This window comes from Trichocoleus desertorum AS-A10 (assembly GCF_039962155.1).
GTDB lineage: Bacteria > Cyanobacteriota > Cyanobacteriia > FACHB-46 > FACHB-46 > Trichocoleus.
On record NZ_JAMPKN010000006.1, the window covers coordinates 67,269 to 83,135 of the forward strand.

Genomic DNA, 15,867 nt, shown 5'->3' on the forward strand with positions numbered 1-15,867 from the left:
TAGGAATTTATGAAAGAGGCGAAAGCAATCAGAAAATTGTTTCCTTTATTGAAGCTGTATCCTTGGGCAATCCCAGTTATTGTAGTCTTGGGAATTTTAGCTTCTCTCTCTGAAGGATTAGGAATTAGTTTATTTATTCCTTTATTGCAAAGTTTTGATGCTGGCACGGCTCAAACTACTCAGAGTAATGTCTTGATTGCTTTTTTTGATCGAATTTTTGCTCAAATTCCGATTCAAAACCGTTTACCCATTACTGCTGGATTTATCTTTGGCAGCGTTTTGCTGAAAAATGCTTTGTTATATGGCAATACTCTCCTATTTTCCTGGTTGAATTGGCGGATTAGCTATCAGTTGCGTTCGGGTATTTTTAGACAGCTATTAAGTGTTAGCTATAGCTTTTTGGAGCGTTATCCATCGGGTAAGTTTCTCAGTACTTTAGATAACGAAACCTGGCGCACTAGTCAAGCGCTATCTGTACTGGTGGGTCTCATTATTAGTAGCTGCACAGTCGTTATGTTTACAATTTTGCTGCTGCTCATTTCCTGGAAGCTGACGCTTTTGGTAGCAGCGGTCATGCTACTAATTTCCAGCATGATTCAATTTATGACTCGCCAAGTTAAGCAGTTGGGCAAGCAGGCTGAGAAGGCAAACGCCGTCTTTGTGCAACGGGTGTGGGAAGGATTGCTAGGGATGCGAGTGATTCGGGAGTTTGGCCGCGAATCCTATGAACAAGCTCGCTTCGATCAAGCTTCTCGGCAAGTTTGTCACTCCTTTATGGAACTCGATCGCATTTCTGGAGCAGTCTATCCACTCTCTGAAGTGCTTTCAACTGGCTTGCTAGCTGGCATTCTAGTAATCGCTTTGCAGCAACAAGTGAATCTGCCCACTTTGCTGACCTTTGTATTTATGCTCTATCGGCTGCAACCCCAGATGCGGCATGTAGATGGAGCGCGAGTCAATTTGATGTCGCTCACCACGGCGATCGATGATGTGATGTCTCTGCTCGATCGCAGTGATAAGCCTTATATCCGCTCTGGCAAAACTCGGTTTACAGGGTTGCGTCAGGCGATCGCATTTCGAGCCGTAGATTTTTGTTATGGAGCGGGCGAAAAGACAGCGCTACAAAATATCTCGATCTGTATCCCTAAAGGTAAAACAACGGCGATTGTGGGGCCTTCTGGAGCGGGTAAATCTACTTTGATCAGCCTGATTTGTCGGTTTTATGACCCCACTAGTGGCGAAATTGAGATTGATGGTCAGCCTTTGCCACAGCTCAATCTGGCCGACTGGCGCGATCGCATTGCAGTGGTCAGTCAGAGCGTGCATATCTTTAGCACCACGATCTATGAGAACATTGCCTACGGTCGGCCCGAGGCAACAGAGGCGGAAGTGGTCGCGGTTGCTAAACAAGCCAATGCTCATGAATTTATCAGCCAACTACCTCAGGGATATCAAACTCAGGTAGGCGATCAGGGAGTGCGGCTGTCAGGTGGTCAACGCCAACGCCTGGCTCTAGCTCGCGCCATTATTCGGAACCCCGAAATCTTGATTCTAGATGAAGCCACCAATGCCCTCGACAGTATCTCTGAGCATTTGATCCAGGAAGCCATCAATGCTCTGAGCCAGCGTTGCACCTTGATTGTGATTGCCCATCGTCTCTCGACAATTGAGCAAGCCGACCAGATTATTGTGATTGAGGAGGGACAGGTGACAGAGCAAGGAACAATGATGGAACTGCTCAAGCGCGATCGCTTATTCGCCCAGTTATATCGCTTGCAATATCGCAATGCTCAGCTCTAGGAATGGTGCTATACCAATTCTCTAAACTCAAATTACAGATTATTGTAGGGGCGAACGGCCGTTCGCCCCTATTCTTACAACGGATTAAATCAGTGAGTTTATGTATCTCTATCGCTGTGTGACAACACCCGATTCACGCCGCTGAGAATGGCTAACAATGATGCAGTGACGATGTTGGAATGAATGCCCACGCCATGCAACGAACCAGAGATGCGATCGCTCGTGACTTCGACATAGGCGATCGCTGCTGAGTCACTGCCTTGGTTGAGGGAATGCTCCTCGTAATGATCAACGCGGATGTCCAGGTTCAAAGCCTGGAGGAAGGCATCGATTGGACCATTGCCTTGCCCTTGTAGTGTGGCTGGCTGGCCATCCCTCTCCAATGTCACGCTGATCATCTGTTGTGAATCCACTTCTGCGAGGTGATGAGCGAGATATTTGAGGGGTGAAACAGCTTGCAAATATTCCTGCTCAAACAACTTCCAGAGATCTGCTGCGCCCATCTCCTGACCATGTGTATCTACGGCTTGCTGCACAATACGGCTGAACTCGATCTGTAAGCGTCGAGGCAACACCAAGTTATAGTCTCGCTCTAACAAGAAGGCAATTCCACCTTTGCCAGACTGGCTATTCACTCGAATTACAGATTCATAAGTGCGTCCGACATCGGCTGGATCAAGTGGTAAGTAAGGAATTTCCCAGATATCCTCCGATGACTGTGCTGCGAATCCTTTTTTGATCGCATCTTGATGAGAACCGGAGAAGGCTGTGAAAACTAAATCACCGACATAGGGATGGCGAGGATGAATGGGGAGTTGCGTGCAGTCTTCAACCAGCCTGGCGACTTGATTAATTTGGGAGAACTCTAGACCTGGATCAACGCCTTGGGTGTAGAGATTGAGGGCGAGCGTCACCAAATCTACGTTACCTGTACGTTCACCGTTGCCGAATAGACAGCCTTCGACGCGATCGGCCCCTGCCATTTGGGCCAACTCTGCTGCCGCGATCGCACAACCCCGGTCATTATGAGGATGCACACTCAAAATCACGTTGTCTCGCATGGTTAGATGACGATGTATCCACTCCACCTGATCTGCAAAGATATTGGGAGTTGACACTTCCACCGTGGCAGGGAGATTGATGATAGCTTTGCGTTCGGGAGTGGGTTGCCAAACTTCTAGCACCGCATTACAGATCTCCTTGGCAAAGTCCAACTCTGTCGAGGTAAAGACTTCAGGAGAATATTGGAATTGCCAGTTGGTGTCTGCTTGCTCGGCAGCGAGTTCGTTAAAGAGTTGGGCGGCGGTGACTGCGAGGTCAATAGTACCGGGGCGATCGAGTCCAAACACAACGCGACGGAAAACGGGAGCGGTGGCGTTGTAGAGATGCACGATCGCGCGTTTGGCACCACGTAGAGACTCAAAAGTTCGACGGATCAAACTTTCGCGGGCAGGCGTCAAAACCTGAATCGTGACATCATCGGGAATCAAGTTTTGCTCAATTAGGTGGCGCACAAAGTCGAAGTCAGTTTGTGAGGCGGAGGGGAACGCAACTTCGATTTCTTTGAAGCCAATCTGCACCAGCAAATTGAACATCTGTAATTTTTGCTCTCCGTTCATCGGCTCAATCAGCGCTTGATTACCATCGCGCAAGTCGGTGCTGAGCCAGATGGGAGGTTGGGAAATGATATTGTCGGGCCAGGTACGATCGCGTAAGGCGACTGGGGGAAAGGAGCGGTATTTGTTAGCAGGCTGTTTCAACATGAGCGACAAATCCTTAATTTTTGCGGTTGATGAGGTGTTGTGGCGGTGGTAATTAAAAGATTGGGGTTGTCAGATTGCAATGTAGGTTGCCACTCAGTCCGAGCCTGACAACCCACCCACAGTCGCAGTAATGCCTCAAATGTTTGTTGCAGTTGCATTGAGAGATCTCCAGTCACGTTAAGACAATGGATAGCTAAATATTCTGAAACTCTAAAACCAAGTGCTTGGGGGCACCTGCCCCCAAACCCCCGTTGAGGGACGCAGCCGTCCCTCAGACCCCCTGCAGAAGGATGGTTAGATTGGAAAAAAAACTAGATTCAGCTCACAGAATTATTTGCGCGCAAGGCGCAGCAGCAGTCCCAGCCCTAAGAGTAGGGTTGAGGGCTGGCGTAGCGATCGCTGCTGTGTGCGCATAAGACAAAGTTGGTATGACTGCTTGTATCCTAACGGCAAGCGATCGCTGGGTCAAGAGATGATGGTTGAGCCAGAAGTTAGAGCCCTAGCAACCTAAAGAGGCCAAAGACATTACTTAGAGGTGATAGAACGTTCCCTACGGTATCGGAGATACCTGCTAGAGAGGAGCGACCAATAATGACTGTGTCGTTATTGCGGAGGGGTGGGTTGCTATTGTTATTCAAGCCTTGTGCCAGGTTAACTGAAATGACTCGCTTGGACACGGTACCGTCAGGATTGAGGCGAATCAGAGTCACGGCACTTTGCTTGGCGCGACGTTTGTTGAAACCACCTGCTGCTAAGACTGCTTGGTTGAGTGGGGTATTGGGTGGTACTTCTACGGCTCCTGGTTTGACCACTTCACCTACGATATTGACGGTGATCTTATCGGGGGAGAAGCTGGCGGCAGCGAGTTCGGTGGCTTCCTTGGCACTCATGGCGGTGGCAGTTGGAATCACAATCGTGTCGCCATCTTGTAGGGGGAGATCTTGCCGCAGATCGCCTCCTGCTAAAAGTTGCCAGAAGTCAATTTTGGTAACTTGAGCAGGGCCAGAATTGGTGCGACGACGCAGTTCAATATTACGAATATCGGCAGTTTGGGTGATGCCGCCAGCGACCTGAATCGCCTTAGTAATGGTCGGAATTTTTTGTTGAGTATTGGTGTTGATGCCAGTCTCATTATCAGTTGCGCCACTAATAATATAAGGGCCTGGACGCTGCACCTGGCCCACAATGGCAACTTTGAGGGGACGAGTTTCAGTCGTAGAAAAACTCGCAGAGGCTAACTGCGATGCTTCATCTAAATTGATGCTTTCAGAGGCGGGAATGAAGATACTGTCGCCATCCCGCAAGGCAACATCTTGATTGATATCCCCTGTTTTTAAGAGCTGCCACAGGTCAACATTGAGCACAGCAGCACCAGTACTGCCAGGTCTAGCTCGGCGAATTTGTACACGACGCACATCTGCCGCTTGGGTAATGCCACCTGCAAGTTCGATCATCCTTGTGACTGAAGTTGCGCCAATGTCGGTAGCTGAGGCTTCTGGCTTGGTAGCGTAAGAACCAGGACGATTGACTTCACCCGCGATCGCGACTTTGATGGGGCGAGCTGCTAATAAACTAATCGTAACTAGAGGCTGTCTGAGATAAGGCGCAAATTTAGCGCCAATGTCGTTAGAAGCTTGCTTTAAGGTTTTGCCTTGCACCGAGACGGCACCCACTTGGGGTAGGTTTACAGTGCCACTCGGCAAGACAAGAAACTCGCCGCTGTACTCTGGGACTTCAAAGAAATCAACTCGAATGCGATCGCCCGCTCCCAAAATGTACCCAGCGTCTCCGGTTGTTGCTGCACTCGGTTGTAGATTGGGGACTGTCTGGGCAAATTGCGCCACACCGGGAGCAGGCCAGGCAATCAAGCCCACCAGCGCCAATAATACTAGCTGCTTTGCGGCTTTGACCCGTTGCTGGGGTCGTCCAGATTGTTGAGTTGGTCCCAGCGCTATGGCTTGGAGATACCACCGGATTGGGGATTCTAAGCTTGAGCGATTCATTGACACCTCCACAAATGGCTAGTTAAGAGTTGGGCTTACGACTAAAAGCTGGCACCCTAAGCACTGCCATCAAGACAAACAAAATGGAGAACTTTCGTAGCAATTTAGTTTGTCCAGTCTCCCCTAGGTTTGAAGAATTCGAGGTTCTAAAGTTCCCAAAACGCAGTAACTCGCGATGTGGGGATCGTAGGTTAGAGAAGCGATTACCTAAGTTAATCCTATAGAGGGGTGGCTATAAATCTTATTTCTATTTAGATCAGATATAGGCTTTCATCTACAGATCATGGATGACTTTAAGGTTGATATAGTACTCTTTCTCATTCGCAGCGGCTTCGAGTTTGGCGAAGACTTCTCTATGGATGCGAATGGTGACTTGATCATCGGCAATCCAGATACTTTTTCAGCTTTAACAGAGTTATTAGATTCTTTGAAGGATTAATTGCTAGGGCAAACGAGTGAAGGGATGCAGCGGTTCTCTCGTTGGTGGCATGAGCAAGTTTTGGTGTAGCTCCGCAGGCAACTAAAGCCAGTCAGTGATCCTAGAAATGCAGGTTTAACCAAACTGCGCGCAATGAGTAAAGTGGCAGTATTGCGGAGCTAATTTAGGCCAAATAACTGAATAGAAGTAAACCAGAAATACCTAAGCTGAGCTTATGAGTTGAGCCAGGTAGGCTTTGGTGTAGAGCTATGTTGCTTCCAGTTATTCCTGAATTAACAATTCATCGTTTTAAATTTCTAGGGGTTCAAGGTGACTTGCAAGATGGGATGCGGCACCGCTCGGAGCTTTATCGCCACGTCGCTTCCTTTGAAATTGAGCAACATCGTCAGGCATACGCTTTAGGAATTGACTTGGCTCAACATGGGGGTAAAACGGTTTTAACCCGTTCTCAAGGTAGTTGTGCCGTCTGGGTTAGCCTACGATCGCGCTGCGGTATGACCAAATAGCTCACATTCGTATCATCCTGACTAGCTAGCGAGACCCTGCTGGGCTACGACGGCCAGGAATCCTTCGGGACCTAACGGCGTAGAAGGACATAGTGACGGGAGGCTGAGGGGTAGGATTAGCTTCAGGAGCAGCGGCTGGTGGCTCTGGGTTGGATTCTGAGTTGGACTTGACCCAAGGGAAGAAGCTGAGAACTGTCTGCTTGAAGTTCATGGAGTTGACCTCACTGATGCACGTTGAACTTGGTGGAAGTTCTATAGCTTGAGTAAATCTCGCTAGCAGCAAGTGAGGTGCGGTGGTTGATCCAGAACTTCAATTGGCTGATTCAGGATGGCGATCGCAGGCCTAAACTCTGGGTTTTGCTGAAGTGGAACTGTGACAGTTGGCAAATTGGTAAGGTTGGCTGATTTTGAGAAGTTGGTTGCCTCCTTTTTGAAACTCGTAAGAAACTAGCTGGATTTCTGTCTGGTTGCCTTGTTGCTGGAAATGATCCAGTACGGGTTGGAGATGGGGAGAGGTTGCACCAGAAATATCTAAAATTGGGAAGATACGAACTTCGGTGGCAACTCGACAAAGTTCTGCGATCGCTTGGATGTGAAACTCGGTTGAGAGCTGATCGGAGTAGGTGAATAGCAGGTGGGAGCAGAGGGCTAGGTCAAACTGCTGGTTTGAAAAAGGGAGATGGGGGAGCTCGGCGGTGAGGTAGCGTCCTGCCGCAAAGCCCATTGGAAAATCTTGGAGAAATTGGTTCATCGCAGCCATGCGGACTTCTCCTAGTTTTTCGGGAGAGGCGATCGCGTTCCAGATGTAGCTGTCCCGGTTGGCTGTAACACCATTGATGATTTGCGGGTAGGTTTCCTGAATGCGTTGGGAGATTTCCTCGGTACTGAATTGATAAATCGGGTCGCAGGAGATGACGGCATAACCTTGGCAGGTCATTTCAGCATTGAAGCTAGCGGGGCCACTGCCACAGTCTAAGATTTTGCGGCTGAGGTCTGTGGCGGTCAGATTAAACATAGCGATGTATTCGCTTAGCGATCGCCCCCAAGGCACAATAGTTTCTAATTTAATGCCCACTTGCTACACCTCCCTTTTCACTCTTCTCTCCCTATTGAATCAGTTCCCCTTTCAAGACAGTAACCGCTTGCCCAGCAATGGCAACGCGATCGCCTTGGCAATGAACTCGCAATACCCCACCACGGGGAGAAGCTTGGTAAGCCAAAAACTCATCTTTTTTGAGGCATTCTTGCCAATAGGGGCCAAGGCAGCAATGGGCGGAACCTGTTACTGGATCTTCGTCAATACCTGATTGGGGGGCAAAGAAACGGGAGACAAAATCGTACTCTCCAGCATCAGCTCGGCTAGTGACAATGATGCCTCGGACAGGAAATGTTTTGAGTAAAGTCAGATTGGGTTGGAGATCGCGGACTACTACCTCTGACTCTAGTTCGACTAAATAATCAATTTGGTTGCTACCGACATAAAGTAAATTTGTGACACCGAGAGCAGCAGCTAGATCTGGTGGAGGCGCGATCGCGGTGGCGGGTTGAGCGGGAAAGTTGAGCACAATCCAGTCTCCTTGGCGCTGGGCGGTGAGGAGTCCGCTGCGAGTATGAAATTGTGCTTCTTGGTCAGGTTTTAGATATCCCAATTCCCACAACGCATGAGCGCTAGCTAGAGTAGCATGACCGCACAGATCAACTTCAACGGTAGGGGTGAACCAACGGAGATTAAAGCCATCTTCCTGTTGCAGCAGAAAAGCGGTTTCCGATAAGTTCATTTCTCTGGCAACGTTTTGCATCCATTGATCATCTCGTGACTCAGGTAAGACGCAAATAGCGGCAGGGTTGCCACTAAAGGGTTGATTGGTAAATGCGTCTACCTGCGTAATTGTCAGTCCCATAAATGTTCCAGTTTCTTGACCTGAATGACTCAGCAACATTTAAGAGCCTATCGGAAAACTGGGTTTATCTGTAGTAATGCTCCTCAATCCACATGCGAATTTCCGCTTCTGTGCCAAAGGAAACATAGTCGCCGTTGTTGGGGTTGTAGCCATGCCAATAGAGATTTCCCTGGCGATCGCTTTTCTGCCAAACTCGAATCTCTGTATAACGAGCAATCACTCGCCTCAATGATTGCCACAGGTTAGAGAGATATTGAGATGTTGAAGAAGTAAATCTTAAGGTTTTCATGATGAACCTCACGAAAGGTAATTCAAGTTCTTGTTAATTACTATGGATGGTGTTGTAATTGACTGAAAAGGTACAAAAATGAATCAATTTGACTAGTACAGTTTTTAATCCTAAAAATTGTTCAAGTGCAGCAATTACTTGGTAGTTTGAAGTGATTTCTGATTGGCTGTAGTAGGGAGGAAATCTGAATGTTTGTAGTGGGACTGATTCTTCTAAGCTAAGTAAACTGTTAAAGATTGACCTCGTTCAGAAGATTCATGCGATCGGGGGATGTGTGCAAGAGTAAGGTTGGGTTCTACTGAATCGTAAGCTAGGCTTTGATTTGGATTTAGCTTTGGCTATTCAGGTTTGGGTGAGGATTGTCAGAAAAGTTTGAAACTTAGAGATAGTAACTAATACAGTTGTGCAAGTCCAAAAACTGTTCTAGTAGAAACTGAGCAAAACTGTACCAGGTTAATTTGAAAAGAATCATATATATTTCGATTTGTGGCAGCTAGTAATGCTTGAATTCTGCTTAGAGCTGTTAGTAGATTTCGGCTCCAACTGTTTTTAACTGCTGCTTCTGTTACTGGAGCGAGTGATGAGAATTCCGTTAGACCGACAGTCACCAAAACCTGTTTATTTGCAAATCCGCGATCGCCTTCGTCATTTGATTCAATCAGGAGCGATGCAGCCAGGAGAACGCCTGCCGTCGATTCGGATGTTGGCTGAAAATGCTCAAGTCAACAAACTGACAGTGATTGAAGCTTATGGCGTGTTAGAGGCGGATGGTTTGGTGTCTGCTCGTCAAGGTGCGGGATATTTTGTCAACTCTTCCTCCATTCCCGCCCCTAAATTGGAGCCTACCTTTGCTCCAGCGCAGGATGTGATCATTCCGCAACAACGTAGCATCTCTTTTTTTGATGTCTACGCGGACTCGATGCTGGCGCAAACCCAAAAGGGTGTGATCAATTTGGGCTGTGGTTTCCCTCGGCCACCAGAGTCAGAGGATTTGCGGCGGATTGCTAGACGCGCGATCGCAGATATAGACACAGCTTTATTCAATTATGATTTGCCTCAAGGGCGCTTGGTGCTGCGGAAACAGATTGCCCAAATGCTGGTGTGGCAACAGGGGTTACAAGTTTCGACAGACAACATCATCATTACCAGCGGTTCCAAGCAAGGGCTGTCCTTGGTGATGCATTACTATGTGCAACCGGGAGATTGGGTGATTGTGGAGAGTCCCACCTATCATGGGGCGATCGCAGTCCTAGAGAATTTGGGTGCGAGAGTGATTGGCATCCCGATGACCGCAACCGGGATGAATTTGGAACTGCTAGAACAATATCTTGGCAGTCATCGCCCGAAGCTGATTTACACGATTAGCACGCTGCACAATCCTACTGGGATTACAACTTCCCAAGCGCATCGGCAACGGTTGTTAGAGTTAGCAGAACAGTATGCCTGCCCCATTTTGGAAGATAACGCCTATGAAGGGCTGAATTTTGAGCCTGTGCCTGCTCCGATTAAGGCGATCGATCGCCAGGATTTAGTCACTTACATTGGCACTTTTTCTAAAACACTGATGCCTGGATTACGAGTCGGCTACATGGTGGTAACGGGTAAGCATTACCGCCCGCTGGTGGAGCGCAAGTTGCTGAATGATCTGCATGTCTCTACCGTCTCCCAAGCCATCATCAGTGAATATTTAGCCTCTGGTCACTATCGGCGGCATCTCAACCATCTCCGCACCGAGAATCTACAAAGTCGCAATGCCATGTTGCAGATGCTAGAACGCTATTTCCCTCAAGAAGCCTCTTGGACTGTACCGAATGGCGGGCTGTTTCTCTGGGTGCATTTACCATCTCAATTACCAATGGAGATCATCCGCCAAGAAGCGATCGCCCAAAAAGTCGTGATGTCCTGCGGCTCTCTCTTCTTTCCTGACCAAAAGGGCTACACCGCTATGCGCTTAAATTACTCCTCTACACCCGCCGAAATTGAGCGAGGCATTTCGGTCTTAGGTCAACTACTGAAAAAGTATTTGTAATTTGCAGACGAACTGATATTCGTTAGCCAAAGTTTGGGAGAGGGCATCTTATGAAAGACGTTGCTGCAATTTCTCCAAACTCCACTCATGACATCCTCACAACCTGATCTTCTAAAACCCGCTAAGCAAGGCAACATAGAAGCGATCGCCGCTTTAATGAATCGGTTATTACAGCCTAAAAATATTACTGCCAAGGCATCTCTTAAAGACAACTGCCTGCAAGTGATGCTCGAATCAGAACAAGTCCCTAACCAGCAAGTCCTAGTTGAGTTTGTGCGAAAAAGCACAGTGGTTTTGGGATTAGAGTCTATTCAAAAGCTCCGTGTTTATGGAAGACAAATTGGTGAGGATTTTCCAGCGTGGCAACAAGAGCTAGATGTATCTCAAGCAACCCTCTCTCTAGCCTCTAGTATTGATTCTGAGCAAATTTCGCTGGAGGAAATGGCTCTAGCAATATCAGAAGTAACGTCAATCCTGAAAAGCTCACCTGAAACAGCATCCCAACCACAAAAATCAGAACAGCCGCAGCGATCGCTTTGGGGTTCAGTCTTTGGCGCAGTGACAGGTGCGGCGGGAACTGTTGGAAGTGTAGCGACTCACGCAAGTAGCGCTGTGGTTGGGACGGCAGTTGGGGCAGCGGGAGCGGTTGGAAGTGCAGCGACTCATGCGGGTGGTGCGATTGTAGGCACTGCGGTTGGCATTGGTAGTGCGGTTGGAAATACTGCTGCTCAAGCAGGTGGCGCTGTTGTAGGTACTGCCGTTGGTGCAGGTGGCGCGATTGGAAATGCTGCTGTCCAAGCGGGTGGAGCAGTGGTTGGAACGGCGGTTGGTGTTGGCGGAGCAGTGGGCAATGCTGCTTGGCATGCAACTGATGGAATTGGCTACGTCCTTGATACGATTAGCCACAGCCCACAGTTGCAGGAACTGACAAAAGCGGTAAAAGTTGACTGGCTGGTTAGGATTATTGATCAAGTTGATGTCGTTAAGGCTGAAACGCATGTCAAAAATCTTCAACGGAAATATCCTCAAGAAAAACCGAGCGATATTGCCCACCGTCTCATGCTAGAAAAAGCGCTGTATGTAGGTGGCTCCGGATTAAGCAGTAGTTTAGTACCAGGATTTGCGGCGGCTCTATTTGCAGTAGACTTAGCAGCAACCACTGCCATTCAAGCTGAGATGGGTTATCAAATTGCTTGTGCTTATGGTTTTGACCTCAACGAACCAGCCCGCAAAGGAGAGATTGTGGCCGTTTTTGGACTGGCGTTGGGTGGTAGCTATGCCCTCAAAGCTGGCCTTGGCTTCCTGCGTAATATTCCGATGGCTGGCGCTGTAATTGGTGCAAGTAGTAATGCAGCCGCTCTTTATGCCGTTGGCTATGCCGCTTGTCATTTCTATGAAGCTAAGCTCAATCCAACTAGTCCTGATGCCAAAGCAGCCGCTTCTCCCGTTGAGAGCGAAGAGTATCTAAAGCAAGTAGTGGCTCAGCAAGCTGTCATGGATCAGATCCTAGCCCACCTCATTTTGGCAGGTAATCCTAGCAAGACTTGGCAGCAGATTCTACCAGAACTGCAAACTTTAAGCTTGAGTCCAACTTCTCTAGAGGCGATCGCTGTTCATATCAAATCACCAATAGCTCTGGAAACATTGTTAAATCAGCTTGAACCTGACTTTGCAGTACCCTTAATTGCGTTAAGCCAGAAAATTGCTGAACTTGATGGTGTAACTACGCCAGAAGAAGCACAGATGATTGAACAAATAAAAACAAAGTTTCCTATTGAAGCCGCATTTTCTGAATAGTTCATCATTAGCGGCGGTCGCCTTACTTGACGCTGACAAACCGTTCTTTGGCGATCGCTCTCCGTTGCAGCAGTTCTTCGCGTCAGGAGACAGAGAGTGGGACAATACCGCGAATAACTTGCACAAGAAGTGCAGTATCCAAAGGCTGTTTGAGATACGGCGACTGGTAGAGTACAGAAATCACGACTTGTTTGATCTCGGCACTCTAAATCCTTCTGGGCTGTAACTAGTTAAAATCCTAAGGTTTGCAACCATTTGTGAGTAAGATGTGGCGACTGAGTTGGGTGGTAGCAGGGTTAGGAAGTTTGGCGATCGCCCTGCTGGTATTCGCTGGAACCCCATCTGCCCAATCTCCCACGTCGCAAACTGTGTCGCCTACCTCGCCTCAACCTCAACAGAGCTTGCCATTGCAATACAAAACTTACACCTTGGCGCATAGCGTGGTGCATACCCTGCTGATTCCGGCGCAAAGTTCATTTGTAGTAGTTCCAGCCCTGTCAGAAAGCGTTGATACTTTGGACAGTTTTGCCAAACAATATGGCGCGATCGCAGTTCTAAACGGTGGCTTCTTTGACCCAACCAATCAGAAATCAACTTCTTATGTGATCCTAGAAGGCAAATTAGCAGCCGATCCAAAACTAAATGAGCGCTTAGTCAACAACCCAGATCTATCTCCTTACCTAAGCCAAATTTTTAACCGCACCGAGTTTCGTCGCTATCAATGTGGTTCCACTTTTCGCTATGATATTGCTCCACACAACGCACCTCTCCCTGCCAACTGCCAGCTAATCGATGCTTTGGGCGGTGGCCCTCGCCTGCTCCCAGACCTGACCGCACAGCCAGAAGGATTTGTGGATACCGTCAATGGAGAAGTGATTCGAGATCCATTAGGCAGCAACCAACCCAACGCCAGAACCGCGATCGCCCTCACCCAAACAGGAGATGTGCTTTGGGTCATGGTGGCTCAAAAGTCAGAATCCCCTACTGATTCAGGCATGACCTTCACCGAATTGATCGCCTTTCTGAAAACCCTAGGCATAGAACAAGCCATGAACCTAGATGGAGGTAGCTCATCCTCCTTTTATTACAAAGGCAAAACTTGGTACGGCAAAGTTGGCACCGAAGGAGATCCCGTTCAGCGTCCAGTTAAATCTGTCTTGCTAGTGCTGCCAAATTAGCGTTGTCAAGATCGAGCGATCGCCTGATCCCCTATTGAAAACACCTTCACCACTAAACCCTTTTGGAGGGGGTCTGGGGGACGCAACCGTCCCTCAGCGGGGGGTTGGGGGCGCTCGCCCCCAAGCTCTTGGTTTTTCAAAGAATGTCATATCCAAAAGCGATCGCAAATTAGACTGCAACCCTCGATGCGATAGAGATAAAATCTGCCCGTTTATATAGACTGACAGATTTAATATCACCCACACATTAAGCCCAGAGAGAGTGATACTGCTCGCCTAGGAAAGCCAAACTAGACCAATAAAACCATTCGGAAAGCTGCCATGCGTTGGGAATTTGGTCGTAGAAGCGAAAACGTTGAAGATCGGCGTGGTTCTAGAGTTTCTGGCCCCCTCGTTGGCGGCGGTATTGGTTCCATTCTTTTAGCGCTGGTCGTGGCGTTTCTAGGCGGTGACCCCAGCGTGATTCTGGATCAAGCAGCTCCCTCAGGCGATCGCTCCTACCCCGACTCCCCCCAAACGACCAATTCCCCAACGCAAGACAAAATGGCTGACTTCGTTTCAGTCGTGCTTGCCGACACCGAAGATACCTGGAATCAAATTTTCCAGCAGGCAGGCGAAAATTACGTTGAACCTAAACTCGTGCTGTTTTCGGGGGCCGTGGAATCTGCTTGTGGCTACGCCGAAGCAGCAGTCGGGCCATTTTATTGCCCTAGAGATCAAAAAGTTTACATCGACTTGAGTTTCTACGAAGACCTGCAAAATCGTTTTGACGCACCCGGAGACTTTGCTCAGGCTTATGTCGTCGCCCATGAAGTAGGCCATCACGTCCAGAACTTGCTGGGTATCTCCGATAAAGTGCGATCGCTCCAAAGCCAAGCCAGGAGTAAAGTAGAAGTCAATCAACTCTCTGTGCGCTTAGAACTACAGGCCGATTGTTTTGCAGGCGTTTGGGCCAACCAAGCCAACCGTTCCCGCCAAGTTTTAGAAACAGGTGACATCGAGGAAGCCCTAACTGCTGCGAGTAGCATCGGTGACGATCGCTTACAAAGCCGCTCTAAAGGTTATGTAGTGCCTGAATCCTTCACACACGGGAGTGCGGCACAACGAGTCGAATGGTTTCGCCGGGGTGTTCAGAGTGGCGACCCCGATCAATGCAATACCTTCGCTGCTAATAGTCTGTAATTCGTTACGGCTCGACTACCTTGTAACTCGAAACTTTGAAACTGCGTAGGCAGCTTTTGTAAACATGGCCGCACCCTTTGGGGTAGCGGTTTTTTGCGTATTGGCTTTAGAAGTACCACTAACCCAGCTTCTAGCTGAACCTGTGATCGCCTTTCCATCGAGGCTTGAAGGCGTAGTTAAGCCATGCTTATAACTGACCCCAGAAAAATGACTAGCAGAAAATTGCAAAAGTGTTGCAATTTGTAAATAATCTGTTACATTAATTTACATAGAGCAACAAAGGGAACCAAAACATGCGCTACACCACCGACGAACACGGCGTTCTCAACAACTACGCAGTAGAGCCTGCCATGTACTACTCAGAATATCCCTCCCCAGCACAACAGCAGCGTTATCTGTTCCAAGCCGCGATCGCTGTTCTTTTGGTTGCAACTTCTGTATTTGTCGCTCTTTCGGCTAGCTAACATCGCTGCTGAACTTGTATAAAAATCGCTAGCTAGCATACGACTTCCCAGCCTCAGTCTTTGACTGGGGCTTTTAGTTTTGGACAAACATCAAAGGCTAATTAAACAAAAAAATCTCCAGCCTTACGACTGGAGAACTGTGTGAGATCGCGCTTCGGAGAAACAGGTAGTTAGTCTATGACCAATGCGGTAGTGCCCCTAACTAGACTGCTAACTAGCGAGTTAACAGCAAATCTTGGTCTGTGACGGAAGAGAAAGCAGCTTCTTTAGGCAGCTCAGTCAACAGAATTTCGGGATGCTCCAACTCCGGATGTTCTAGTAGCAAAGCATGTAGCCTCGGATTTGCTTCCAAGAAGCCACTACGCCTGTGATTGCTGGTCACAGTTAAACGCCCGGTGACGGTAGAAAGCAGTGTGGCTAGGGTTTGGTACGGCTTCATAGGCGGTTGAAGAATCCCAATTGCCATTATTATTCCGGGCGATCGCGAGCAATGTAGAATCGTAAGCTACAAAAAGC

17 protein-coding genes are annotated in these 15,867 nt (G+C 48.4%); 9 read left to right on the top strand and 8 right to left on the bottom strand.

Annotated features, from left to right (window positions below; translation table 11 throughout):
• Positions 1-9: 9 nt before the first annotated feature.
• Positions 10-1,800, top strand: coding sequence for an ABC transporter ATP-binding protein (locus NDA01_RS11040; RefSeq protein WP_348227980.1), 1,791 nt, complete (start codon positions 10-12; stop codon positions 1,798-1,800).
• A 98-nt stretch (positions 1,801-1,898) separates the two neighbouring features.
• On the opposite strand, the gene leuA is transcribed toward NDA01_RS11040, so the two are convergent.
• The 3 genes from leuA to NDA01_RS11055 form a co-directional block, all read right to left on the bottom strand.
• A complete protein-coding gene (gene leuA, locus NDA01_RS11045; RefSeq protein WP_348227981.1) occupies positions 1,899-3,563 on the bottom strand; it encodes a 2-isopropylmalate synthase in 1,665 nt (554 codons plus the stop codon).
• Positions 3,557-3,721 (bottom strand): hypothetical protein, encoded by a 165-nt coding sequence (locus NDA01_RS11050; protein ID WP_348227982.1) that lies wholly within the window; start codon positions 3,719-3,721, stop codon positions 3,557-3,559. Before NDA01_RS11050 ends, leuA begins: the two co-directional genes overlap by 7 nt.
• Before the next feature lie 333 nt (positions 3,722-4,054).
• Positions 4,055-5,566 carry an SLBB domain-containing protein gene (locus NDA01_RS11055; RefSeq protein ID WP_348227983.1) on the bottom strand — a complete coding sequence of 504 codons (1,512 nt, stop codon included), beginning with the start codon at positions 5,564-5,566 and terminating at the stop codon, positions 4,055-4,057.
• Positions 5,567-5,849: 283 nt separating this feature from the next.
• On the opposite strand from NDA01_RS11055, the gene NDA01_RS11060 reads away from it, so the two are divergent.
• Both NDA01_RS11060 and NDA01_RS11065 read left to right on the top strand, forming a co-directional pair.
• Positions 5,850-6,005, top strand: coding sequence for a hypothetical protein (locus NDA01_RS11060; RefSeq protein WP_190439507.1), 156 nt, complete (start codon positions 5,850-5,852; stop codon positions 6,003-6,005).
• Positions 6,006-6,253: 248 nt separating this feature from the next.
• Positions 6,254-6,511, top strand: a complete 258-nt coding sequence (locus NDA01_RS11065) for a hypothetical protein (protein ID WP_190552259.1) — start codon at positions 6,254-6,256, stop codon at positions 6,509-6,511.
• Between the two features lie 25 nt (positions 6,512-6,536).
• On the opposite strand, the gene NDA01_RS11070 is transcribed toward NDA01_RS11065, so the two are convergent.
• The 4 genes from NDA01_RS11070 to NDA01_RS11085 form a co-directional block, all read right to left on the bottom strand.
• Positions 6,537-6,722, bottom strand: coding sequence for a hypothetical protein (locus NDA01_RS11070; protein ID WP_190552258.1), 186 nt, complete (start codon positions 6,720-6,722; stop codon positions 6,537-6,539).
• A gap of 132 nt (positions 6,723-6,854) precedes the next feature.
• Entirely contained in the window at positions 6,855-7,586 is a 732-nt protein-coding gene (locus tag NDA01_RS11075; RefSeq protein ID WP_348227984.1) for an SAM-dependent methyltransferase, read from the bottom strand.
• A gap of 31 nt (positions 7,587-7,617) precedes the next feature.
• A complete protein-coding gene (locus NDA01_RS11080; protein ID WP_348227985.1) occupies positions 7,618-8,412 on the bottom strand; it encodes a PhzF family phenazine biosynthesis protein in 795 nt (264 codons plus the stop codon).
• A gap of 64 nt (positions 8,413-8,476) precedes the next feature.
• A complete protein-coding gene (locus NDA01_RS11085) occupies positions 8,477-8,701 on the bottom strand; it encodes a hypothetical protein (RefSeq protein WP_190439494.1) in 225 nt (74 codons plus the stop codon).
• A gap of 580 nt (positions 8,702-9,281) precedes the next feature.
• Between NDA01_RS11085 and NDA01_RS11090 the strand changes: the two genes are divergently transcribed.
• The 6 genes from NDA01_RS11090 to psb34 all read left to right on the top strand — a co-directional run bounded on the left by NDA01_RS11090 (position 9,282) and on the right by psb34 (position 15,351).
• Positions 9,282-10,730, top strand: coding sequence for an aminotransferase-like domain-containing protein (locus tag NDA01_RS11090; RefSeq protein WP_348227986.1), 1,449 nt, complete (start codon positions 9,282-9,284; stop codon positions 10,728-10,730).
• A gap of 87 nt (positions 10,731-10,817) precedes the next feature.
• A complete protein-coding gene (locus tag NDA01_RS11095) occupies positions 10,818-12,527 on the top strand; it encodes a hypothetical protein (RefSeq protein ID WP_348227987.1) in 1,710 nt (569 codons plus the stop codon).
• A complete protein-coding gene (locus NDA01_RS11100; protein WP_190439487.1) occupies positions 12,505-12,753 on the top strand; it encodes a hypothetical protein in 249 nt (82 codons plus the stop codon). The genes NDA01_RS11095 and NDA01_RS11100 overlap by 23 nt, the downstream gene beginning before the upstream one ends.
• 40 nt (positions 12,754-12,793) lie before the next feature.
• Positions 12,794-13,705, top strand: coding sequence for a phosphodiester glycosidase family protein (locus NDA01_RS11105; RefSeq protein ID WP_348228094.1), 912 nt, complete (start codon positions 12,794-12,796; stop codon positions 13,703-13,705).
• Between the two features lie 321 nt (positions 13,706-14,026).
• Positions 14,027-14,887 (top strand): KPN_02809 family neutral zinc metallopeptidase, encoded by an 861-nt coding sequence (gene ypfJ / locus NDA01_RS11110; RefSeq protein ID WP_190439485.1) that lies wholly within the window; start codon positions 14,027-14,029, stop codon positions 14,885-14,887.
• Between the two features lie 293 nt (positions 14,888-15,180).
• A complete protein-coding gene (gene psb34, locus NDA01_RS11115; RefSeq protein ID WP_190439482.1) occupies positions 15,181-15,351 on the top strand; it encodes a photosystem II assembly protein Psb34 in 171 nt (56 codons plus the stop codon).
• 214 nt (positions 15,352-15,565) lie between these two features.
• Here psb34 and NDA01_RS11120 read toward each other — a convergent pair whose 3' ends face one another.
• Positions 15,566-15,790, bottom strand: coding sequence for a hypothetical protein (locus tag NDA01_RS11120; protein ID WP_190439479.1), 225 nt, complete (start codon positions 15,788-15,790; stop codon positions 15,566-15,568).
• Between the last annotated feature and the right edge of the window lie 77 nt (positions 15,791-15,867).